20 protein-coding genes and 2 pseudogenes are annotated in these 21488 nt (G+C 65.0%); 13 read left to right on the top strand and 9 right to left on the bottom strand.

The window, feature by feature from the left end:
- Window positions 1-3: 3 nt before the first annotated feature.
- From argE to ACWNZ3_RS11600, 4 genes and pseudogenes are all read left to right on the top strand, one after another.
- Window positions 4-1167 (top strand): acetylornithine deacetylase, encoded by a 1164-nt coding sequence (argE, locus tag ACWNZ3_RS11615; protein WP_496900033.1) that lies wholly within the window; start codon window positions 4-6, stop codon window positions 1165-1167.
- Window positions 1168-1279: 112 nt separating this feature from the next.
- A pseudogene (locus tag ACWNZ3_RS11610) lies at window positions 1280-2627 on the top strand (NAD(P)/FAD-dependent oxidoreductase).
- 23 nt (window positions 2628-2650) lie between these two features.
- A complete protein-coding gene (locus ACWNZ3_RS11605) occupies window positions 2651-3817 on the top strand; it encodes a M20 aminoacylase family protein (RefSeq protein WP_269361624.1) in 1167 nt (388 codons plus the stop codon).
- Between the two features lie 101 nt (window positions 3818-3918).
- Window positions 3919-5082: a M20 aminoacylase family protein gene (locus tag ACWNZ3_RS11600; protein ID WP_496900032.1), complete on the top strand. Its 1164-nt coding sequence runs from the start codon at window positions 3919-3921 to the stop codon at window positions 5080-5082.
- 339 nt (window positions 5083-5421) lie between these two features.
- Here ACWNZ3_RS11600 and ACWNZ3_RS11595 read toward each other — a convergent pair whose 3' ends face one another.
- Genes ACWNZ3_RS11595 through moaA form a run of 3 tightly spaced genes read right to left on the bottom strand, consistent with a single transcriptional unit; the run spans window position 5422 to window position 8750 of the window.
- A complete protein-coding gene (locus ACWNZ3_RS11595; protein WP_496900031.1) occupies window positions 5422-6456 on the bottom strand; it encodes a glycosyltransferase family 4 protein in 1035 nt (344 codons plus the stop codon).
- A complete protein-coding gene (locus ACWNZ3_RS11590) occupies window positions 6449-7735 on the bottom strand; it encodes a 3-deoxy-D-manno-octulosonic acid transferase (RefSeq protein WP_496900030.1) in 1287 nt (428 codons plus the stop codon). Before ACWNZ3_RS11590 ends, ACWNZ3_RS11595 begins: the two co-directional genes overlap by 8 nt.
- A 7-nt stretch (window positions 7736-7742) precedes the next feature.
- Window positions 7743-8750, bottom strand: coding sequence for a GTP 3',8-cyclase MoaA (gene moaA, locus ACWNZ3_RS11585; protein WP_269361628.1), 1008 nt, complete (start codon window positions 8748-8750; stop codon window positions 7743-7745).
- 85 nt (window positions 8751-8835) lie between these two features.
- On the opposite strand from moaA, the gene ACWNZ3_RS11580 reads away from it, so the two are divergent.
- Window positions 8836-9360: a hypothetical protein gene (locus ACWNZ3_RS11580; RefSeq protein WP_269361629.1), complete on the top strand. Its 525-nt coding sequence runs from the start codon at window positions 8836-8838 to the stop codon at window positions 9358-9360.
- Window positions 9361-9991: 631 nt separating this feature from the next.
- Here the strand turns inward: ACWNZ3_RS11580 and ACWNZ3_RS11575 are convergent.
- The 4 genes from ACWNZ3_RS11575 to glmU are packed head-to-tail and all read right to left on the bottom strand — an operon-like array spanning window position 9992 to window position 14400.
- Window positions 9992-10696, bottom strand: coding sequence for a DNA alkylation repair protein (locus ACWNZ3_RS11575; protein ID WP_496900029.1), 705 nt, complete (start codon window positions 10694-10696; stop codon window positions 9992-9994).
- A complete protein-coding gene (locus tag ACWNZ3_RS11570; RefSeq protein ID WP_496900028.1) occupies window positions 10671-11225 on the bottom strand; it encodes a pyridoxamine 5'-phosphate oxidase family protein in 555 nt (184 codons plus the stop codon). Before ACWNZ3_RS11570 ends, ACWNZ3_RS11575 begins: the two co-directional genes overlap by 26 nt.
- Complete coding sequence (gene glmS / locus ACWNZ3_RS11565) at window positions 11225-13045, bottom strand: glutamine--fructose-6-phosphate transaminase (isomerizing) (RefSeq protein WP_496900027.1); 1821 nt, start codon at window positions 13043-13045, stop codon at window positions 11225-11227. The genes ACWNZ3_RS11570 and glmS overlap by 1 nt, the downstream gene beginning before the upstream one ends.
- A 2-nt stretch (window positions 13046-13047) precedes the next feature.
- Window positions 13048-14400, bottom strand: a complete 1353-nt coding sequence (glmU, locus tag ACWNZ3_RS11560; RefSeq protein ID WP_496900026.1) for a bifunctional UDP-N-acetylglucosamine diphosphorylase/glucosamine-1-phosphate N-acetyltransferase GlmU — start codon at window positions 14398-14400, stop codon at window positions 13048-13050.
- A gap of 129 nt (window positions 14401-14529) precedes the next feature.
- Here glmU and ACWNZ3_RS11555 point away from each other — a divergent pair, with 129 nt between their 5' ends.
- From ACWNZ3_RS11555 to ACWNZ3_RS11520, 8 genes and pseudogenes are all read left to right on the top strand, one after another.
- Window positions 14530-15204, top strand: coding sequence for an HAD-IA family hydrolase (locus tag ACWNZ3_RS11555; RefSeq protein ID WP_496900025.1), 675 nt, complete (start codon window positions 14530-14532; stop codon window positions 15202-15204).
- Window positions 15201-16394 carry a DegT/DnrJ/EryC1/StrS family aminotransferase gene (locus ACWNZ3_RS11550; RefSeq protein WP_496900024.1) on the top strand — a complete coding sequence of 398 codons (1194 nt, stop codon included), beginning with the start codon at window positions 15201-15203 and terminating at the stop codon, window positions 16392-16394. Before ACWNZ3_RS11555 ends, ACWNZ3_RS11550 begins: the two co-directional genes overlap by 4 nt.
- A gap of 297 nt (window positions 16395-16691) precedes the next feature.
- Complete coding sequence (locus ACWNZ3_RS11545; protein ID WP_496900023.1) at window positions 16692-17855, top strand: isovaleryl-CoA dehydrogenase; 1164 nt, start codon at window positions 16692-16694, stop codon at window positions 17853-17855.
- Between the two features lie 3 nt (window positions 17856-17858).
- A complete protein-coding gene (locus ACWNZ3_RS11540) occupies window positions 17859-18143 on the top strand; it encodes a hypothetical protein (protein WP_496900022.1) in 285 nt (94 codons plus the stop codon).
- A 25-nt stretch (window positions 18144-18168) separates the two neighbouring features.
- The gene (locus tag ACWNZ3_RS11535; protein ID WP_496900021.1) at window positions 18169-18570 is read left to right on the top strand and encodes a DUF1622 domain-containing protein; all 402 of its coding nucleotides are present in this window, start codon (window positions 18169-18171) and stop codon (window positions 18568-18570) included.
- 63 nt (window positions 18571-18633) lie between these two features.
- Window positions 18634-20154, top strand: a complete 1521-nt coding sequence (locus tag ACWNZ3_RS11530) for an AMP-binding protein (protein ID WP_496900020.1) — start codon at window positions 18634-18636, stop codon at window positions 20152-20154.
- Entirely contained in the window at window positions 20151-20615 is a 465-nt protein-coding gene (locus ACWNZ3_RS11525; RefSeq protein WP_274575153.1) for a lysozyme inhibitor LprI family protein, read from the top strand. Before ACWNZ3_RS11530 ends, ACWNZ3_RS11525 begins: the two co-directional genes overlap by 4 nt.
- A 1-nt stretch (window position 20616) precedes the next feature.
- A pseudogene (locus ACWNZ3_RS11520) lies at window positions 20617-20778 on the top strand (methylcrotonoyl-CoA carboxylase); the annotation flags it as partial.
- Here the strand turns inward: ACWNZ3_RS11520 and ACWNZ3_RS11515 are convergent.
- Together ACWNZ3_RS11515 and ACWNZ3_RS11510 are read right to left on the bottom strand one after the other, a co-directional pair.
- A complete protein-coding gene (locus tag ACWNZ3_RS11515; RefSeq protein WP_269361641.1) occupies window positions 20773-21135 on the bottom strand; it encodes a type II toxin-antitoxin system HicB family antitoxin in 363 nt (120 codons plus the stop codon). The pseudogene ACWNZ3_RS11520 and the gene ACWNZ3_RS11515 sit on opposite strands and share 6 nt — an antisense overlap.
- Window positions 21132-21389, bottom strand: a complete 258-nt coding sequence (locus tag ACWNZ3_RS11510) for a type II toxin-antitoxin system HicA family toxin (RefSeq protein ID WP_269361642.1) — start codon at window positions 21387-21389, stop codon at window positions 21132-21134. Before ACWNZ3_RS11510 ends, ACWNZ3_RS11515 begins: the two co-directional genes overlap by 4 nt.
- Between the last annotated feature and the right edge of the window lie 99 nt (window positions 21390-21488).

The raw sequence follows: 21488 nt of genomic DNA, 5'->3' as shown, positions 1-21488 counted from the left end.
ATCATGACCGACCGCCTTTCTCCCCTTGAACTGATGGAAAAGCTGGTCAGCTTTCCGACCGTCAGCCGCGATACCAATATTCCGCTGATCGACTGGGTGGCGGCGTATCTGGGCAGCCATGGCATCGAATCGCACCGCTACATCGACCCCGAACAGCCCAAACATGCGCTTTTTGCCCATGTGGGCCCCTGGGAGGAAGGCGCGGTGGTGCTGTCGGGACATACCGATGTGGTGCCGATCGACGGGCAGCCCTGGGACAGCGATCCGTTCAGCGTCGTCGAGCGGGACGGCAAATACTATGGCCGCGGCACCTGCGACATGAAGGGATTCGATGCGCTGGCGCTCTGGGCGCTGGTGGAGGCGAAATATGCCGGTGTCACCCGCCCCCTGCAGCTTGCGCTGAGTTTCGACGAAGAGGTCGGCTGTACCGGCGCGCCGCCGATGATCGAGGCGATGCAGCCGGTTCTGCCGAAGGGCAGCGCGGTGATCGTGGGGGAACCTTCGTCGATGCAGGCGGTCACGGGCCACAAGGGCGGCACCGGGTTCGACACCCATGTGGTGGGCTTCGAGGTGCATTCCTCGCTGCTGCATACCGGCGTCAATGCGATCATGGCGGGGGCCAAGCTGATCGAATGGGCCAATGAGATGAACACCGAGAACATGGAGCGCAAGCCGACCGAGCTGGCGGCGATGTTCAACCCGCCTTTCACCACGGCGCATGTGGGTATGATCTCGGGCGGGACGGCGCATAACATCACCGCCAAGGATTGCCATTTCGCGATGGATTTCCGCGTGGTGCCGGGCGAGGACAAGGATGCCTGGGGCACTGCTTACCTCAAGAAGGTGCGCGCGGTGGAAAAGCAGATGCAGGCCGTGGTGTCGGAGACCTATATCTCGGTCACGCCGCGATTCGACGTGCCCGCGCTGCAGCCCGAAACGGAAGGCGAGGCCGAGACACTGGTGCGCCAGATCACCGGCGACAACGCCAGCCACAAGGTCAGCTACGGCACCGAGGCGGGGCAGTTTCAGGAGGCGGGTTATTCCGCTGTGATCTGTGGCCCCGGCAGCATCGACCAGGCCCATCAGCCCAATGAATTCATCGAGGTCAGCCAGTTCGAGGCGGGCCATGATTTCATGAAGAAACTGGTGGCGCGGCTGGGCGGCTGAGCAACGCCGGTGGCGCGCACGCGTGACCGGCTCTCCGGGGGCCGCGTTGCCTTGGTGTATTTTTGACAAAAGAAGCCGGGGGGTCGCCAGCCCCGGCACGAGGTGTTCAGGCATGAAGGGTTTCCCGATTTCGATGCGCAACCCGGTGGTCTATCCCGGGCCGCCGCCCCCCGACACGGATGTGGTGGTGATCGGCGGCGGGGTCATCGGGGTCTGCACGGCGCTCTACCTCGCGCGGGCGGGGCAGCGGGTGACGCTGCTGGAAAAGGGCCGCATCGCGGGCGAGCAATCCTCCCTCGCGCAACTGGGGCTGGATCCGCCAGCAGGGTCGCGACCCTGCGGAGCTGCCGATCATGATGGAGGCGCGGCGGCTCTGGCAGGATCTGGCGGCCGGGACCAACGAAGATTTCGGTCTGCGCCAGACCGGGGTGACCTATCTGGCCGAGACCGGCAAGACGCTGGCCAGCTACGAGGCCTGGGCCGGGATCGCCGCGGCGCAGGGGCTGGACACCCGCATGTTGTCACCGGAAGAGGTGGCGGCGATGTTCCCGGGGCTGACGCGACGTTATGCGGGGGGCATGACCACCCCGTCGGACATGCGGGCGGAACCCTGGCTGGCGGTGCCGGTGCTGGCGGGGATCGCCGCGCGCGCCGGGGTCAGCATTGTCGAGAACTGCGCGGTGCGGCAGCTGGATCTCGCGGCGGGGCGCGTCACCGGCGTTCTGACCGAGACGGGCCGCATTGCCTGCGCGCAGGTGGTGCTGGCAGGCGGGGCCTGGTCGGCGCTGTTCCTGCGCAATCACGGTGTTTCCCTGCCGCAGCTGTCGGTGCGCGAAACCGTGGTGGCCACGGAACCCCTGGCGGATGTACATGCCGGTGCCGCGGCGGACGACGGGCTGGCTTTCCGGCGGCGCGAGGATGGGGGATATACCCTTGCGGGCAGCGGCAGGGCCGAGCTTTTCATCGGGCCGGACGCCTTTCGCGCGCTGCCGCATTACCTGCCGCAGCTGCGTGCAGCCCCCTTCGACCAGAGCTACAGCCCGGCGGCACCCCGCGGCTATCCCGACGCCTGGGGCACGCCGCGGCGCTGGAGCGGCGCGGAGGAAAGTCCGTTTGAGCGGATGCGCATTCTGGACCCCGCGCCGAACCGGCGGCTGGTGAACCGGGCCTGCCGTGGCTTTGAGGCACGGTATCCCGAACTGGGGCCGGTGAAGGTCAAGGCCGCCTGGGCGGGCATGATCGACACCATGCCGGACATCGTGCCGGTGATCGACCGCAGCCCCGACATCGAGGGGCTGGTGATCGGCACCGGCATGTCGGGCCACGGCTTTGGCATCGGGCCGGGGGTCGGGCGGTGCCTGGCCGCTCTGGTCACAGGCGGCGAGCTGGGCCATGATCTGAGCAGATTCCGCGCCAGCCGATTCACCGATGGGAGCGCGATCAGACTGCCGCCTCTTTGAACCATTGCTGCAAAGGACCTGCCATGCCGATCAAGAACCGCTTTGCCGAGACCCATGCCGAGATCACAGCCTGGCGCAGGCATCTGCACGAGACCCCGGAATTGCTGTTCGATGTGCATGAGACGGTGAAATTCGTCGAGGAGAAGCTGCGCAGCTTCGGCATTACCGACATCACCACCGGGATCGGCAAGACCGGGCTGGTCGCGGTGATCGAGGGGCGCAGCAACAGCTCCGGGCGCACCTTGGGGCTGCGGGCCGATATGGACGCGCTGCCGATGACCGAGGCCACGGGGCTGGACTATGCCTCAAAGGTGCCGGGAAAGATGCATGCCTGCGGCCATGACGGGCATACCGCGATGCTGCTGGGCGCGGCGCAGTATCTGGCGGAGACACGGAATTTCGACGGCCGCTGCGTGCTGATCTTTCAGCCAGCGGAGGAAGGCGGCGGCGGCGGCAACGAGATGGTCAAGGACGGCCTTATGGACCGATGGGGCATCCAGGAAGTTTACGGCATGCACAACATACCGGACTTCCCGGCAGGTGAATTCGCGATCCGGCATGGCGCTCTGCTGGCGGCGGCGGATGAATTCGAGGTCATTATCGAAGGCCGCGGCAGCCATGCGGCGGCCCCGCATAACGGCGCGGACAGCAACCTTGCGGCGGCGCATGTGATCGTGGCGCTGCAAAGCATCGCGTCGCGCAATGTGGACCCGGTGAAACAGGTGGTGGTCTCCGTCACCACGGTGCAGAGCGATACGGACAGCCACAACGTCTTGCCCCAGTCGGTGCGGCTTCGGGGCACGGTGCGCACGCTCGACGAGGCGGTGCGCGACCTTGCCGAAGCGCGATTTCACGACGTCGTCACCCATACGGCAGCGGCCTATCAATGCGGGGCAAAGATCTCCTACATGCGCGGCTACCCGGTGACGGTGAACCACCCCGACCAGACCGATTTCGCCGCCGACATGGCCGAAAAGGTGGCACCCGGCGTGATCCGCGATCTGCCGCCCGTGATGGCGGGGGAGGATTTCTCCTACATGCTGAACGCGCGGCCGGGGGCCTATATGATGATCGGCAATGGTGACAGCGCCTCGCTGCACCACCCGGCGTATGACTTTAACGATGCGGCGATCCCGGCGGGCTGTTCGTGGTTCGCCGAACTGGTGGAAACCCGGATGCCGGTGGGATAGACCAAGGCGAAAGGTGGGCGGTTCGCCCATCTGCCGAACGTTTTGCACGCTGCCGACCCGCGTGGCGGCCCCGTGCCCCAAACCATCGAAAAGGAAACCCGATGCCCGTCAAGAACCGCTTTGCCGAACTGCATGATGACATTACCGCCTGGCGACGAGATCTGCACGAACACCCCGAAATCCTGTTCGAGACGCACCGCACTTCGGCCACGGTCGCCGAAAAGCTGCGCGCCTTTGGCTGTGACGAGGTGGTCGAGGGGATCGGGCGCACCGGGGTTGTAGGCGTGATCAAGGGCAAGACCACCGCGTCGGGCAAGGTGATCGGGCTGCGCGCCGATATGGATGCGCTGCCGATTCACGAGCAGACCGGGCTCGACTACGCCTCCAAGACGGCGAATGCGATGCATGCCTGTGGCCATGACGGACATACCGCAATGCTGCTGGGGGCGGCGCAATATCTGGCGGAGACCCGCAATTTCGATGGCACCGCCGTGGTGATCTTTCAGCCTGCCGAAGAGGGCGGCGGCGGCGGCAAGGTCATGTGCGACGACGGCATGATGGAACGTTGGGGCATCCAGGAGGTCTATGGCATGCACAACTGGCCGGGCATGCCCACCGGCAGTTTCGGCATCCGCACCGGCCCGTTCTTTGCCGCCACCGACCTGTTGAAGATCGAGGTCGAGGGGCTGGGCGGCCATGCGGCCAAGCCGCATGAGACGATTGATACCGGGGTCGTGACGGCACATATCATCACCGCGCTGCAGACCATCGTCAGCCGCAATGCGGATCCGATCGGCAATATCGTGGTCTCGATCACCTCCATCGAATCCTCCTCCAAGGCCTTCAACGTGATCCCGCAGCGGGTGAACCTGATGGGCACTGTGCGCACCCTGAGCAACGATCTGCGCAATCTGGCGGAAAAACGCGTGACGGAGATCTGCGAGGGCATTGCCGCCAGCTTTGGTGCCAAGGCCACGGTGGATTACAAGCGCAACTATCCGGTGATGGTGAACCATCCCGAGCAGACCGAATTCGCCGCCCAAGTGGCGCGCAGCGTGTCGGGCCAGTGTGACGAGGCGCCGCTGGTCATGGGGGGCGAGGATTTCGCTTTCATGCTGGAAGAACGGCCCGGGGCCTATATTCTGGTGGGCAATGGCGATGGGGCGATGGTGCATCACCCGATGTACAACTTTAACGACGAGGCGATCCCGGCGGGCTGCAGCTGGTGGGCGGGTATCGTCGAGCAGCGGATGCCAGCGGCCTGATTGTTAGCGCGGGGCGGGCATGGGTCCGTCCCGTTTCGCACGACCTGGGTGGCGTGCGCGGGGGCAGATGCCAAGCGGTCATTCATGGATAATGCAGCTAAGGGCAGGATTGAGACCCTCCGAACCCCGAGATTAGGCACAAGCCGGGCCATCGCCTGCCCGTCATGCCAAAGGCATGCCGACGATCAAGGGCGCACCTTCGGTGCGACGGCCGGGCAGGCGATGGCTCGGCGCCTTCGGCTTGTTCCGGGCCCGGCTGCCAGAGCGCCCCGCGTCGTTCCGGTTGTCTTGGCCTAAACAAGCGGGGGATGCGCGCTCAAGCCACCCGGCGCGCCCCTGTCAGCCCTGCCAGAGCGATTGATAGACCGCATCGATCCCTTCCGCTTCGGCGCGGGCGCTGAAGCGGGTCAGGGCGGTCTCGCGTGCGGCCCCGGCGATCATGTCGGTTCGGTCGAGCAGCGTCCTGGCGGCGGCTGCGGCCGCTTCAGCGTTATCAAGGGGCACAATCGTGCCGACTTTGCCCGCATCGGAAAAGCTGCGGTAATAGCCTGCCTCGCTGCCCACAAAAGGCGTGCCGCTGGCAAGACCTTCGAGCGGGACCATGCCGTAGCCTTCGTAGCGGGGCAGCTGCATGACCAGCGACAGGGCGCGCATCAGGGCGGGCAGGTCGGGGGCCGGCATCTCCCCCACAAAGCGCAGGCGGTCGGTCAGCCCTGCCGCCGCGACCTTGGTCCTGAGGCCGGTCAGATAGCTTTCGAACTTGCCGCCCGCGCGGCCGACCACCAGGGCGGTGACATCGGGGTGATCGGGCAGGAAGCGCAGCATCGCCTCGACAAAGACATCCGTGCCCTTTTCGGGTCGGATGCGCCCAACGGTGGCGATCCCGCGGCTGCCGCCGAAACCCAGGGCGCGCCAGGCGGCGGCGCGGTCGGATGCCGGGGTGAAGAGATCGGTATCTACCCCGTGCGGAACCACGGCGCGGACGTGGGGGACGAATTCCGCCGCCCTGTCCGTGGTGGCGATCACCGCATCCATGCGGCTGATCAGCCAGCGCGGATAGGCCGAATGCAGCCGCTGTGCCGCAGAGGTAAAGACGATGCGGATCGGCGCGCGGCGGACGTCGCGCAGCCAGATGGCGCTGCGCATCTCGGGGTTGCGGCGCACATGCCAGATCGCGAAAGGCCGGTTTTCCGGCGCGCCCTGGCGGCAGGCAAGATGGGCCTGCGCAGGTGTCAGCTGGTCGGGGCAGCCGGGCAGGGGCCGACCCACCAGCGCAAGGTCATAGCGCGACATCTGCTGGCGGATCACATTGGCCGCTGTCGCCGAGACGCCGGTGAAATTCGGATTGTAATTGGTGACAAAAAGCTCAGGCACGGGGGGCAAGCTCCAGCGCCTTGATCAGCCGCGCGGCGATGCCGTCCAGCATGTCGGTCCGGTCCCGGGTAAACGCCGTGGCGGCGGCTTTGGCGGCCTCCAGTGCGGCGGGATCGTCCAGAAGCGCGCCGACCCGCAGTGCGAGGTCCCCGGCATCGGCCACCAGACGCGCGGCGCCGCGCGCCTCCATCTCGGCAAAGGTTTCGGCGAAATTGGCGACATGGTTGCCCGAGAGAACCGCCGCCCCGGCCTGGGCGACCTCAAACGGGTTGTGCCCGCCGATGGGGCGCAGGGAGCCGCCCAGAAACACGATATCGCCAAGCGCGTACCAGGTGCCGAGTTCACCCAGCGTATCGGCAAGAAAGACCTGCCCGCCGGGCATGTCCCCACGGGTGCGGCGGGTCAGGCTCAGGCCCGCCCCGGCGATCAGATTGGTCACGTCCTGCCCGCGTTCGGGGTGGCGCGGCACGAGGATCAGGCAGAGGTCGGGGTGTTGCTCCAGCAGGGTCTTGTGGGCGGCCAGCACGGTCTCCTCCTCGCCCGGGTGGGTGGAGGAGGCGATCCAGACCGGGCGATGGCCCAGGGCCGCGCGCGCCTCGAACAGCGCATCCTCGTCCTGCGGCAGGGGGCCTGCCAGCGACTTGAGGTTGATGCCCCGGGCGACCCGGTCGGCGGGGGCGTTGATCTCGACCATGGCTTTGGCCATGGCATCGTTCTGGGTCAGGATCAGGTCGAAGACCTCGAAAAGGTAGCGCGCGGTTTTCGGGAAGCGGCGCCAGTTGGCGATGGATCTGGCCGAGAGCCGCGCGTTGACCAGCGCCATCCGCGCGCCCTGGGCACGGGTGCGGCGCAGCATCTGCGGCCAGAGTTCGCTTTCCACAAAGAGCGCCGCATTGGGCCGCCAGTGGCGCAGAAAGCGGCGCAGGGGCCCGGGCGCGTCGAGCGGCGAGAATTGATGCACGCAGCGCGGCGGCATCCGGCGGGCGACCATGGTGGCGGAGGTGGCGGTGCCCGAGGTGATGAGAAACTGCGCCTGCGGCAGGGCCACGCCCATGCGGGTGATCAGCGCCAGCACCGCCTGGGTCTCGCCCACGGAGGCGGCATGGAACCAGATCAGCGCAGCATCGGGGTCGCGCGGTTCGGTGGCATGGCCGAGCTTTTCGTGGCAGCGCACCACCGGCACGCCTGCGCGGCGCAGCTTGCGGGTGACAGCCCAGGTCGCAAAGGGCACCAGCGCCATGCTGGCCCCCACCCAGAGGCGGTAGAGCAGCGGGGCCATGCCGGGCTCAGCCGCCCGTGTGGCTCATGTGCCGGGGCATCTGCCCGTCGAGCTGCTGGCGGGAATAGTCGAAGTCATGGCCCTTGGGCTTGCGGTCGATGGCGGCGCGGATTGCCGCTTCGAGCGGGGCATCATCGGTGGGGTGGGCGCGCAGGGGCGCGCGCAGATCGGCCACGTCTTCCTGACCGAGGCACATGTAGATCTCGCCGGTGCAGGTGATGCGCACGCGGTTGCAGCTTTCGCAGAAGTTGTGGGAAAGCGGCGTGATGAAGCCGATCTTCTGACCCGTTTCCTCAAGCCGGACATAGCGGGCGGGGCCGCCCGAACGTTCTGCCAGATCGGTGACGGTATATTCTTCGGCATAGCGGGCGCGGACATCCTTGAGGGACCAGTATTGGCCCAGGCGGTCCTCATTGCCCAGGTCGCCCATCGGCATCACCTCGATCCAGGTCAGATCCATGTCGCGTTCGGCGCACCAGCGGGTGAGGGCGGGCAGCTCATCCTCGTTGAAACCTTTCAGGGCCACGGCGTTGATCTTGACCCGCAGACCCGCCTTTTGCGCCGCATCGACGCCGCGCAGCACCTGGGGCAGGCGGCCCCAGCGGGTGATATCGGCGAATTTGGCATCATCCAGCGTGTCGAGGGAGATGTTCACCCGGCGCACACCGGCGGCATAAAGATCCCCGGCGAAACGTTCCAGCTGGCTGCCGTTGGTGGTCAGCGTCAGCTCCTTGAGCGTGCCCGCGTCAAGGTGGCGGGTCATGCTGTCGAAAAAGGTCATGATGCCCTTGCGCACCAGCGGCTCGCCCCCGGTGATGCGCAGCTTTTGCACCCCGAGACCCACGAAGGTGGAACAGAGCCGGTCCAGTTCCTCCAGCGTCAGCAGTTCCTTCTTGGGCAGGAAGGTCATGTTCTCGGACATGCAGTAGACACAGCGGAAATCGCAGCGGTCCGTGACAGAGACGCGCAGATAGGTGATGGCGCGGGCGAATGGGTCGATCAATGGAGCATTCATGCTTTATAGGTAATCGCCCGCCGGTAAGCCCGCAAGCGGCATTTCTCAGATTGATGTGGGGGCGGGCGGGCGGTAGCCTGCGGTCATGAAAAGAATTCTGATCCTGACGATACTGGTTCTGGGCGTGGCGGGCTGTGCCGCCGTGACCGAGCGTTTTGGCCTTGGGCGCAAGGCGGGTGGCACTGCGCAGGAGGGTCCGATTGATCCTTTTGTCGCTGCTGATCCGGCTGAGGTGCCAACGCTTGACCTTGCCACGGCGGCACCGCCGCCACCGCCTGCGGCGCGCTCGGCCGAGGCGCTGGACACCACCACGCCGGAACAGCGTGCCGCGGCGGCTGTGCCCGCGGCGGCCGGGGGCCGGGTGCTGGGCACAACGGTGGCGGCCCTGGGGGATCCGACCCAGCCGGGGTTGTGGCTGAAGACACCCCTGGTGGCGGCAGAGGCCAAGGGGCGGGTGACCAATCCGGCGACGGGGAAATCCTCGGCGGTGACGCTGATTCCGCTGGGCGGTGCCGCGACGGCGGGCAGCCAGATGTCGCTGTCGGCCCTGCGCCTGATCGGTGCCTCCCTGACGGAGCTGACAGAGGTCGAGGTGGCGCTGGAGGGTTAGGCTCTGGACCCATTAATCTTACGTGCTCAGTTTGACAGATTTTTTCGCAGACCAGGAAAATCTGCGCAAGAATAGTGGTTCTATTCCAAGCAGATGTGACGCCTCCTCTCGGGACATTGCTGCGCAATGCCCTGCCGGGCAATGGGCTGCGGGAAAATCCGTCAAACCCGTCACGCCAAAGGCGTGCCAACATGAGTCGGCGCTCCTTCGGAGCGACGGGCGGCGATTTCACTTCATTTCAACGTCTTGGGTCGCTTGCCAATAGAACCTACCACTGCCCGGCAGTGCATTTGCAAGGCAAATGTCACGAGAGGGGATTGGCTGCACGCCCCAAACCCTTGAAATTTCGTGAAATCGCCGCTGAGCATGTAAGATTAATGGGTCCAGAGCCTAGCGTGATCCGAAGGACTGCGCTGCGCGCAGATTATATTATGGATTTTCGCTGCGGGCCCACCATCCCAGGAGGGTCTGGTGCCGCCCTTGATTGATCTCTTTCATGGCACCATCCGCCCGCCTTCCCAAGCACAATAGCCGTCTCCCCCTGCGGGGCCCCTCGGCGATTGTGCTTGGCAATCCGGTCGGCTGGCGCCCTGACGTGCTCAAGCAAGGGCGGCGCCAGACCAGGGATGTTTCAGGTGGTTTTCTTCAGGTGGCGCAGGGCTTCCTTTACCGCGAAGGGTTTCATCGCGGCACCGTGGGTGTCGATGAAGGTCCGGGTGCGGGGGGCATCGTGTTTCGACAGGTCGCGCAGCCACCAGCCGATGGCTTTCTGGATGAACCACTGGTGATCGGTCACCAGGGTTGCGGCCCAGCCCAGGATGCGGTCGCGGTCGGCCAGTTCCTGCGGTTTCGGGTGGTTCTGCCTGGTCCAGGGGAGCGTGGAGACAAGGGCGGCGCGGCGGGTCCACATGTGATCTGAGGTGACCCAGGTCGCAACCGTATCAAGGCGGCCGGGATCGGCGGTCAGGCGTTTGGCCCCGGCCATGCAGGCGTGATCGGCAATCGCCCAGCTGTCGAAATCCGGGGTCCAGGAGATGATGAGATCCCATGCGGGGGTGTCATCGGGGCGGATGCGCGCCTGGGTCAGCAGTTTGGCGGCGGCGAGGCGCGCCTCGAAGATGTCGGTCTGCCACAGTCCGTCCGCGATGGCGACGCGGGTTTCGGCATCAGTCTCGCTGCGCCAGGTCTGGGTCAGATCGTTGATCCGGGGATTGGTCAGGCCAAGGTAGCGGCGGTCCGCCTTGTGATAGGCGCGCATCTGGGCCGCACGGTCGGGGTCGGCCAGTTCTTCAAGCGCCGCCAGATAGGATTCATGCATCGGGGTCGGCCAGAACATGCGTGGGCAGACCGTCGATGCTGTGCTGGTTGCGGTCCTGCCAATAGGTGGCAACCCCGTCGGGCCCCTTGTCGCGGGCCCAATGGTGCAGGACCTCGCGCGGGCCCTTGTGCTGATAGAAGGGCACCGCATAGCCGCAGCTGGTCTGCATCAGATCCACGGTCATGTCGTAGATCTGCCGCGCGCCGGGATCGGGCGGGAAATGCGCATTGAGGGCGTCGAACGCCGCATCGCGCGGATGCAGGGTGCGGGCGGAACCATAGGCGCGCATGATCATCGGACGGGCCTCAAACCCGCACCACATCAGGGTCATGCGGTTGATGCGCGCCAGATGTGCGGCGGTTTCATTGCCCGAGCCGGTGAGATTGCGCCAGATGATCCGGTGGGGGCCAAGCACGCGCAAGCTGTCCATCCCCTTGGGCGAGATGTTCACGCGGCCCGTCTCGGCGGCGCTGCCGCAGAAGAACATGTGCTGCGCCTCGATGAACTTTCTGTGGTCTTCGGTGATGCTGTCAAACTGCTTTGCCATTATTCCACGGTCACCGATTTTGCGAGGTTGCGGGGCTGGTCCACGTCCGTGCCCTTGGCCACCGCCGTGTGATAGGCCAGAAGCTGCGCGGGCAGGGCATAGAGGATCGGGGCCAGGGCATCGGCGATGGTGGGCATTTCGATGCAGGCCCAGGTGCCTTCGCTGGCCTCGGCCAGACCCCTGGCGTCCGAGATCAGGATCACCTTGCCCTTGCGCGCCATGACTTCCTGCATGTTGCTGACCGTCTTGTCGAAAAGCGCGTCGCGCGGGGCCATGACGATCACCGGGACCTCTTCGTCCACCAGGGCGATGGGGCCGTGTTTCAACTCACCCGAGGCATAGGCTTCGGCATGGATATAGCTGATTTCCTTGAGCTTCAGCGCGCCTTCCAGCGCCAGCGGGTACATCTGGCCACGGCCCAGGAAGAGCACGTCGCGGGCTGTCGAGAGCTTGTAGGCGGTGTCGCGCATGGCCTGGTTCTGTTCCAGCGCGCTGTTGATCACCGATGGCAGGCCGCGCAGGGCAAGGATGTGGTCCGCCATTGCGGCGGTGTCCAGCAGGCCGCGGTCGCGGGCGGCTTTCAGCACCAGCATGAAGAGCACTGTCAGCTGACAGGTGAAGGCCTTGGTGGAGGCGACACCAACCTCGACACCCGCATAGATCGGCAGGGCAAGGTCGCTTTCGCGGGCGATGGAGCTTTCGGGGACGTTGATCACCGAGGCGATGGTATCCACCTTGCCCGCGCAATAGCGCAGGGCGGCCAGGGTATCGGCGGTTTCGCCCGACTGGCTGACAAAAATCGCCAGGGTGCCGGAGGTGATGGGGGGTTCGCGGTAGCGGTATTCGGAGGCGACATCGACTTCGACGGGAATGCGCGCGATCTGTTCGAACCAGTATTTCGCGGTCAGGCAGGCATAGAAGGCGGTGCCGCAGGCAACCATGGTGATGCGTTCGATCCCGGTGAAATCGAGCCCGGCCCCCGGCAGGTGGATCTGCCCGTCATTGCTGATGTAATGTTGCAGGGCCTGGCCCAGCACGCCGGGCTGTTCCGCGATCTCCTTGGCCATGAAATGCTTGTGGCCGCCCTTGTCGATGCGGGTGCTGTCGATCTGGATGGTCTTGATCGGGCGCTGCACGGCTGCACCGGTGCTGTCGGTGATCTCGACCGAAGTGCGGGTGATGACGGCGGTGTCGCCTTCCTCCAGATAGGAAATCCGGTCGGTCAGGGGGGACAGGGCGATGGCGTCGGAGCCCACGAACATCTCGCCGGTGCCATAGCCGATGGCCAGGGGCGAGCCCTTGCGCGCGGCAATCATCAGGTCATCCTCGCCGTCGAAGAGGAAGGCCAGCGCAAAGGCGCCGGTCAGCCGCGACAGGGCCTGTTTGGCGGCCGCAACCGGGGCGGCACCCTGTGCCATGTAATGCTGGGTCAGCAGGGCCACGATTTCGGTATCGGTTTCGGTCACGAAATTGACCCCGTGGCCTGCGAGTTCCTCGCGCAACTCGCGGAAGTTCTCGATGATGCCGTTATGAACCACCGCCACGCCACCTGCACGGTGCGGGTGCGCATTGGTCACGGTGGGCGCGCCATGGGTGGCCCAGCGGGTATGGCCGATGCCGGATTTTCCGGCCAGCGGCTCATGCACCAGCAGATCGCTGAGGTTGACCAGCTTGCCCACCGCGCGGCGGCGGTCGAGCTTGCCGTGGTTCAGGGTGGCGATCCCGGCGCTGTCATAGCCGCGGTATTCGAGCCGTTTCAGTGCCTCGACCAGAATGGGGGCTGCTTCGTGGTTGCCCAGGACCCCTACAATTCCACACATAATCAGCTGCCTCGCTGGGTTCTGGCCTTTTTGGCCTTCAACATTTCGAATAATTTCCGCGCCATGCCGGGTTTTTCGACCTGTGGCGCACGGGCCAGGGCCAGGGCGTCGGGTTCCACATCCGATGTGATGACGGAGCCTGAGCCGGTCATCGCGCCCTCGCCGATGCTGACCGGGGCCACCAGCATGGTGTTGGAGCCGATGAAGGCGCGCGCGCCGATATGGGTGTGATGTTTCATCACCCCGTCATAGTTGCAGGTGATCGTTCCCGCGCCAAGGTTCGCACCGGCACCGACAAAGGCGTCACCGACATAGCTGAGGTGGTTGATCTTGGCCCCTTCGGCCACCTGGGCATTCTTGATCTCGACAAAGTTGCCGATGCGCACATCCTCGGCCAGTTCGGCACCGGGGCGCAGGCGGGCATAGGGCCCGACGATGCCACCGCGCGAGACATGGCAGCCTTCGAGGTGGGAAAAGGCGCGGATCGTGGCACCGGATTCGACCGTGACACCGGGGCCAAAGACCACGTTGGGTTCGATCAGCGTGTCGCGTCCGATGTAGGTGTCGCGCGCCAGATAGACGGTTTCGGGGGCCATCAGCGTCACGCCATCTTCGAGCAGACCGGCGCGGGCGCGGGTCTGGAAGGCGGCATTGGCCAGGGCCAGATCCGCGCGGGAGTTCACGCCCATGGTCTCGGCCTCGTCGCAGGTGACCGCGGTGGCGCTCAGACCGCGCGCGCGGGCCAGACCGACAATGTCGGTGAGGTAATATTCACCGGCGGCATTGTCATTGCCGACCCCGTCGATCAGCTCGAACAGCAGGCCGGCCCGTGCGGCGACCACGCCGGAATTGCACAGGGTGATCGCGCGCTCCGCCTCTGTCGCGTCCTTGAATTCGACAATCCGTTCCAATGTGTCGCCCTGCATCACCAGCCGGCCATAGCGGGCGGGATCGGCGGCCTGGAACCCCAGGACCGCGACATCGTGGTGGTCCAGCGCGGCCTGCATCCGCTCCAGCGTCTCGGGCCGGATAAAGGGGGTATCGCCGTAAAGCACCACGGCCATACCGTCGAAATCCGCCAGCGCCGGACGGGCCTGGGCGACCGCATGGGCGGTGCCAAGCTGTTCTTGCTGCTCGACCACGGTTGCATCGGGGTCATGGGCCAGGGTGGCGGCGCGCACCTGCTCGGCGCTGTGGCCTGCAACGACGACGGTCAGTTCCGGTTCCAGCACGCGGCCGGCTTCCATGGCATGGATCAGCATCGGCTCGCCCGCGATGGTGTGCAGGACCTTGGGCAGGTCCGAATTCATCCGTGTGCCTTTGCCTGCGGCAAGGATGATCAGTGACGTTTTCATATCGTTCTCTTTATGCTCTACCTTGCATTCTCTTTACCCCCTACGCACAAAGGCGCAAGGGTGGCGGGCATCAAGATAGGTTGCGGCTTGCAACAAGAGCGGGCGGGGAACCGCGCAGACGGGGGTGGTATGAAGACGGTTGTTTTTGATCTGGACGGGACACTTGCGGACACCAGCGGTGATCTGATCGCGGCCGCGAATGCCTGTTTCCGGGAGATGGGAGCAGGCGATCTGCTGGACCCGGTGGCCGATGCCGGCACCGCCCTGCGCGGCGGGCGCGCCATGCTGACACTGGGGCTGGGGCGGCTCGGGCGCTCGGACGATCAGGAAGCGATCAACGCCTATTACCCCAAGCTGCTGGAGGCCTATGCCCGCAACATCGACACCCATACCACGCTTTATCCCGGCGCGATGGAGGCTGTGGCGAGGCTGAAACGCGCAGGCTTTCGCGTGGCGATCTGCACCAACAAGCCCGAGGGGCTGGCCGAGGCGCTGCTGACACGGCTGGGGGTGCGCGACAGGTTCGACGCGATGCTGGGGGCCGACACCCTGACCGTGCGCAAGCCCGACCCGGAACATCTGTTCGAGACCGCGCGCCGCGCCGGGGGTGATCCGGCGCTTTGTGTGCTGATCGGGGACAGCGACACCGACCGCAACACCGCGCGCAACGCGGGCGTGCCCTGCGTGCTGGTCACCTTCGGCCCGGCAGGTGGCGATATGGCGGCGCTGGAGCCCGAGGCCCTGCTGAACCACTACGACGATCTGCATGACATCATCCTGGGCCTGGTGGGGGCCGCGGCGTGACGGAGGTGTTCAGCGGCAGTTTCACCCAGCAGGAGCCGATCCCCGAAGAGGGGATCGAGGCGGCGGTCGCCGTCATGCGCTCGGGCCGGTTGCACCGCTACAACACGGCCCCCGGCGAGGTGGCGCAGACCGTCCTGCTGGAACAGGAATTCGCAGCCAAGGTCGGCGCGCGCTATTGCCTTGCGGTGGCCTCCGGCGGCTATGCCATGGGAACGGCCCTGCGTGCGGTTGGCGTCAGGCCGGGGGACAGGGTGCTGACCAATGCCTTTACCCTGGCCCCGGTGCCGGGCGCGATTGCCGCCGTGGGCGCGCAGCCGGTCTTTGTTGGCGTGACCCCGCAGCTGGTGATTGATCTGGAGGATCTGGCCGCAAAGGCCGGTCAGGCCGATGTGCTGCTGCTGAGCCACATGCGCGGCCATCTTGCCGATATGGAGGCGCTGATGGCGCTTTGCGATGCCCATGGCATCACGGTGATCGAGGATTGTGCCCATACCATGGGGGCCGCCTGGAAAGGCGTGCCCTCCGGCACGCAGGGAAAGGTGGGGTGCTATTCCTGCCAGACCTACAAGCATATGAACGCAGGCGAAGGTGGCCTGCTGGTGACCGACGATCCTGAGGTCGCAGCCCGGGCGGTGATGCTCTCGGGCTCTTACATGCTCTATGAAAGCCACCGCGCGGGGCCGCCGAAAGAAACCTTCGAGACGATCCGCTACGAGACCCCCAATGTGTCGGGCCGGATGGACAATCTGCGCGCCGCGATCCTGCGGCCCCAGCTGCGCGATCTGGACCGGCAGTGCGCGCGCTGGAATGAACGCTATTACGCGATCGAGGCGGGGCTGCGCGGCACGCCGGGTCTGACGGTGATCGAAAGACCCGCTGAGGAAAGCATCGTGGGCTCTTCGATACAGTTCCTGCTGGCAGGCTGGGAGGCGGGCGCGGTGAGGGACGTTCTGCGCCGCTGTCTGGCGCGGGGGGTTGAACTGAAATGGTTCGGCGCGGCGGAGCCGGTGGGCTTTACCAGCCGCTACGATTCATGGCGCTACGTGGCGTCCGAGAAAATGCCCGCCAGCGATGCGGTGCTGGCAGGAATTGTCGACATGCGGGTGCCGCTGACATTCTCGCTGGACGATTGCGCGCTGATCGCGCGGATCATCCGTGCGGAAGTAAGCGCGGTGTTTCAAAAGGCCTGAGACCAGCGGCGGGAGGGCTCCGGGGTTGGCTCCATAACTGGTTGACGGCGGCAAACTCACCCTGGGTCAAAGACGCGGGGCGTTCCCCAAACTCCGGCACGCAGGTCCTCCATCCGGTCCCAGAATTCCTTCCCGGATTCTTTGCCCTTGATGTATCCTTTGCCTGCATTGCCGTGCTGCCCGGGTCCTGCCACCGGGAGGGGCGCCGCGTCACAGAAGCAGAGAGGCTTGACGCAACCACGGGCGGGGCGTAGGTAATGAACGTGCGTTCAATAAATGACCTTGGGGGAGGCGACGATGTTTAACGCGAGTATGAGTTTCGATCTGGGTGAAGATGTCGCGGCGCTGCGCGAGATGGTCCACCGCTGGGCACAGGAACGGGTCAAACCGATGGCGGCGCAGATCGACGCCAAAAACGACTTTCCGCCCGAACTCTGGACCGAGATGGGCGAACTGGGCCTTCTGGGCATGACGGTGGAGGAAGAATACGGCGGTTCCGGCCTTGGCTATGTTGCCCATGTCGTCGCGGTCGAGGAGATCGCCCGCGCCTCGGCTTCCGTTTCTCTGTCCTACGGCGCGCATTCGAACCTCTGCGTCAACCAGATCAAATTGAACGGCACGCCGGAGCAAAAGGCGAAATACCTGCCAAAGCTGTGCACCGGCGAACATGTCGGTGCGCTGGCCATGTCGGAGGCGGGGGCAGGCAGCGACGTGGTGTCGATGAAGCTGCGCGCGGAAAAGCGCAACGATCATTTCCGCCTGTCGGGCAACAAGTACTGGATCACCAATGCGCCCAATGCAGAGACCCTGGTGGTCTATGCCAAGACCGACCCGGAGGCCGGGTCCAGGGGCATCACCGCCTTTCTGATCGAACGCGGCATGAAGGGGTTCAGCACCCCGCACCACCTGGACAAGCTGGGGATGCGCGGATCGAACACCGGTGAGCTGGTCTTTGACGATGTGGAAGTGCCCTTCGAGAACGTGCTGGGCGAAGAGGGGCGCGGCGTGGCGGTCCTGATGTCGGGGCTGGATTACGAACGTGTCGTGCTGGCGGGCATCGGCCTTGGCACCATGGCGGCCTGCCTGGACGAGGTCATGCCCTATGTGAGCGAACGCAAGCAGTTCGGTCAGCCGATCGGGAACTTTCAGCTGATGCAGGGCAAGCTGGCGGATATGTACACGGCGATGAACTCGGCCCGGGCCTATGTCTATAGCGTGGCACAGGCCTGTGACCGGGGTGACGTGACCCGTCAGGACGCGGCGGCCTGCTGTCTCTATGCATCGGAACAGGCGATGACACAGGCGCATCAGGCGGTGCAGGCGATGGGCGGTGCGGGCTATCTGAACGACACGGCCGTGGCGCGCATCTTCCGCGATGCCAAGCTGATGGAGATCGGGGCCGGCACTTCGGAAATCCGGCGGATGCTGGTGGGCCGCGAGATGATGGCGGCGATGGGCTAGGCGATGCCGCGCTGGCTGTGGTGGACACCTCTGGCGGTGCTGACCCTGTTGGCGGGACTGCTGCTGTTCCGGCAGGGCTGGATCGCCGCGCATATGACGGAGACGGATGTGATCGACCATTTCGCCACGCGATATGTGGCCGAGCATGGCGGGCAAAAGTCCGATTGTGTTGCCGTGCCGGGCCGCAGTGCGCAGGTCTGGATCGAGGTGCATTGCGGGGATGTGGCGATCTATCCCGTGGACCGGGCGGGGCGGCTGATCTCCCTGCCGGAAGGGCCCGAGGCATGACGGACGTATCAAGGGAGCAAACGGAATGGATAGCCTGATCGACCTCAAGGCAGAGAGTGGAATTCTGCATGGGCACCTCCACGGTCTTGTCGTGGTGCTGGAATGGTGCGCCACCTTCATTGATCTGGCGGCCATCGCGCTGCTGCTGGTCGGTGCCGCGCGCTTCATCCTTGGAGTGACCCAGGCAGAGATTGCGCGCCGTGGTATCGACCGGGTGCGCCGCACCAACCGTGAGCGGGTCGAACTGGGGCGTTATATCCTGGCCGGTCTGGAGCTGTTCATCGTCTCCGACGTGATCCACACCGCGCTCAGCCTGCGGTTTACCGACCTGATATTCCTGCTTTTGCTGGTGATCATCCGCTCGATCACATCCTTCTTCCTGGATCGGGAGCTTGGACAACTTCAAAAGGAGTTGGGAAATGACTGATCTCAGCGATCTGCCACAGTCCGTTTGCCGCCGGATCGGATGTGCCGTGCCGGAGCATCGCAGATGAGTGATCTGCAAGGGCTGCGAGCGGATGGCACCTGGGATCTGCCTACCCGGCTGAACATGGCCGCGCAATGTCTCGCCAGGCCATCTGATGCTTTGGCGATCGTCGATCTGACCGGGCCGGTGCGGCGCGATGTCAGCCATGGGGAACTGTCGCGGATGACGGATGGCCTTGCGCGCGCCCTGATGGCGCGTGTTGTGCCGGGGGATCGGGTGGGCGTGCTGCTCAGCCAGGGGCCATGGTGTGCGGCGGCGCATCTGGCGATCTGGAAGATCGGCGCAATCTCGGTCCCGCTGTTCAAGCTGTTCAAACAGGATGCCCTGGCTACCCGCGCAGGCGACGCGGGATGCGAGATCGTGCTGACGGACCCGGAAGGGGCCGATCTGCTTGGCGCGCTGGCAGAACCCTGGATTGCGGAGGACGTCGGGATTGACGGTGCGCCCGTGGATTTTGCCGATACCGGGCCCGATGATCCTGCCGTGCTGATCTATACCTCCGGCACCACCGGCACGCCCAAGGGGGCCTTGCATGGCCACCGGGTCCTGACCGGCCATCTGCCGGGCGTGGCGATCAGCCACGATCACCTTGGCCAGCCGGATGATTGCCTGTGGACCCCCGCCGACTGGGCATGGATCGGCGGGCTGTTCGACGTGCTGATGCCGGGGCTTGCGCTGGGCGTGCCCGTCGTGGCCGCGCGAATGGCCAAGTTCACCCCCGAAGGCTGCGCCGATGTCATCTCACGCGGCAATGTGCGCAACGTCTTCTTTCCGCCAACGGCCCTGCGCATGCTCAAGGCAGCAGACCGTGCGCTGCCGGGCCTGCGCTCTGTCGCCAGCGGGGGCGAGCCGCTGGGGGCCGAGATGCTGGCCTGGGGGCAGGGGGCATTCGGCCTTCAGATCAACGAATTCTACGGCCAGACGGAATGCAATATGGTCGCGTCAAGCTGCGGGGTGGACTATCGCGCCCGCGCAGGTTGTATTGGCAAGGCGGTGCCGGGGCATGAGGTGGCGGTGATCGACGATGCAGGCCAGCCGGTTGAGGGTGAGGGTGACGTGGCCGTGCGGCGCGGATCGGCCTCCATGATGCTGGGATACTGGAACCGGCCCGAAGCCACCGCCGGGAAGTTTCGCGGCGACTGGCTGGTGACGGGGGACCGGGGTCGGTGGGAGGGCGATTTCCTGCGCTTTGTGGGGCGTGAGGACGATGTGATCACCTCTGCCGGCTACCGGATCGGCCCGGCGGAGATCGAGGATTGCCTGCTGACCCATCCGGGCGTGGCCACCTGCGGCGTCGTGGGCAAGCCCGATGCGCTGCGCACCGAGATCGTGAAGGCCTATGTGGTGCGCAAGGACAAGGCCGAGGTGACCGCATCCGAATTGCAGGACTGGGTCAGGGAACGGCTTGCAAGCTATTCATATCCAAGGGAAATAACCTTTCTTAAAGAACTGCCGATGACGGTCACCGGCAAGGTGATCCGACGCATGCTCAAACAGATGGCGACAGAGGAGACCCGGCAATGAGACGGATGGTTATCATGGCAATGTTCTGGGCCGGGCTCTGGTCCGGTGGCGCCTGGGCGCAGCAGGTCGACAGTGGCACGGTCCGGTCCTGTTTCGCGCAGACCCCGATCGGAGAGATCTCTCCCGATTGCCTGGGGGCCGCATCGAACAGCTGCCAGGATCAGGGCTTTGACACCACCATGGGCATGACCCAGTGCATCCAGGCGGAAACAGCGGTCTGGGATGCGATCCTGAACGAAGAATACAAGAGCACCCGCACGGCGCTGGGCGCGCAGGACCCGGCGCTCAAGGACCATCTGCTGACGGCGCAACGGGCCTGGATCGCCTTTCGCGATGCGGAATGCGCGCTGGATTACGCGCGCTGGCAGGACGGTTCGATCCGCAGCATCGTCCATGCCAATTGCATGCTGGTGATGACAGCCCGGCGCTCGCTGGAGCTGCGCGACATGAAGGGAAATTGATGTGAAACTGCTATCTCAGGCTCTGCCGTCCTCCGAATCCTTCAAGGCCAATGAAGCCGCCCATCTCAAGGCGCTGGAACCCGTCGCGGCCGCGGCAGAGGCGGCGGCCCTTGGCGGCGGCGAGAAGTCGCGCGCTAGGGGATTTAAAAGAATAATGCTACCCGAATTTGATCTTTTGCCGCCCTTCATCCAGCGTCTTGCGCGCCGCTTCCTCGAGGACTTCGTCCATCCATTGATTGATCGAACGGGCCTGCGCCGATGCGGCCTCGGAAATCAGTCGATGGTGTTCAGGAGTGGTGCGAAAGGCGAGTCTACCAGAATAGGGCTTGTTCGGTTCGACACCGTCCTCGGCGCACCAATTCAGGTAATCGTCGACGCTGTCTCTAAACGCGCGCTCCAGTTCCTGCGCAGAAGCTCCGGCAAAGTGGACCGTATCGCGGATACCTTCGACGGTGCCGTGAAAAAGCAAATCGTCGCTCTCGTACCAGATCGACGCGGTATAACCTTTGTAGGGCTTCATGGAGAGACCCCGGCCTGTTGGAGAAAACGTCTCAACGTGACGACGGCACCTTTGTCCATCTCGGGTTTGGGATGTGGTTTGTGCAGTGTCATTCGAATCCCGTTCAATTCTAGGCGGATGCGCGAGCCTGCGCCTTCTTTCAGTGTGGCGCCGCATGCCAGCAGCAGTTTTTCAACGTCACGCCAGCGGATATTGGCCCGGTCTGGCTTTTGGAAAAGTGCAGCAAGTGTTGCCGCGTGTTTGGAAGATACCATTCGCAGAAGTCCTTATGGAGATAACATTGTGTCTCCAGCACTCATACCTGCGCACCTTCACCGAACAGATTGCAAATTAGTATCAAAAAGTGATATCGT

Source organism: Sulfitobacter sp. IGS-18 (assembly GCF_059628195.1).
The sequence above is the reverse complement of the archived record's forward strand: the minus strand, read 5'-3'. Positions and strand labels throughout refer to the sequence as shown.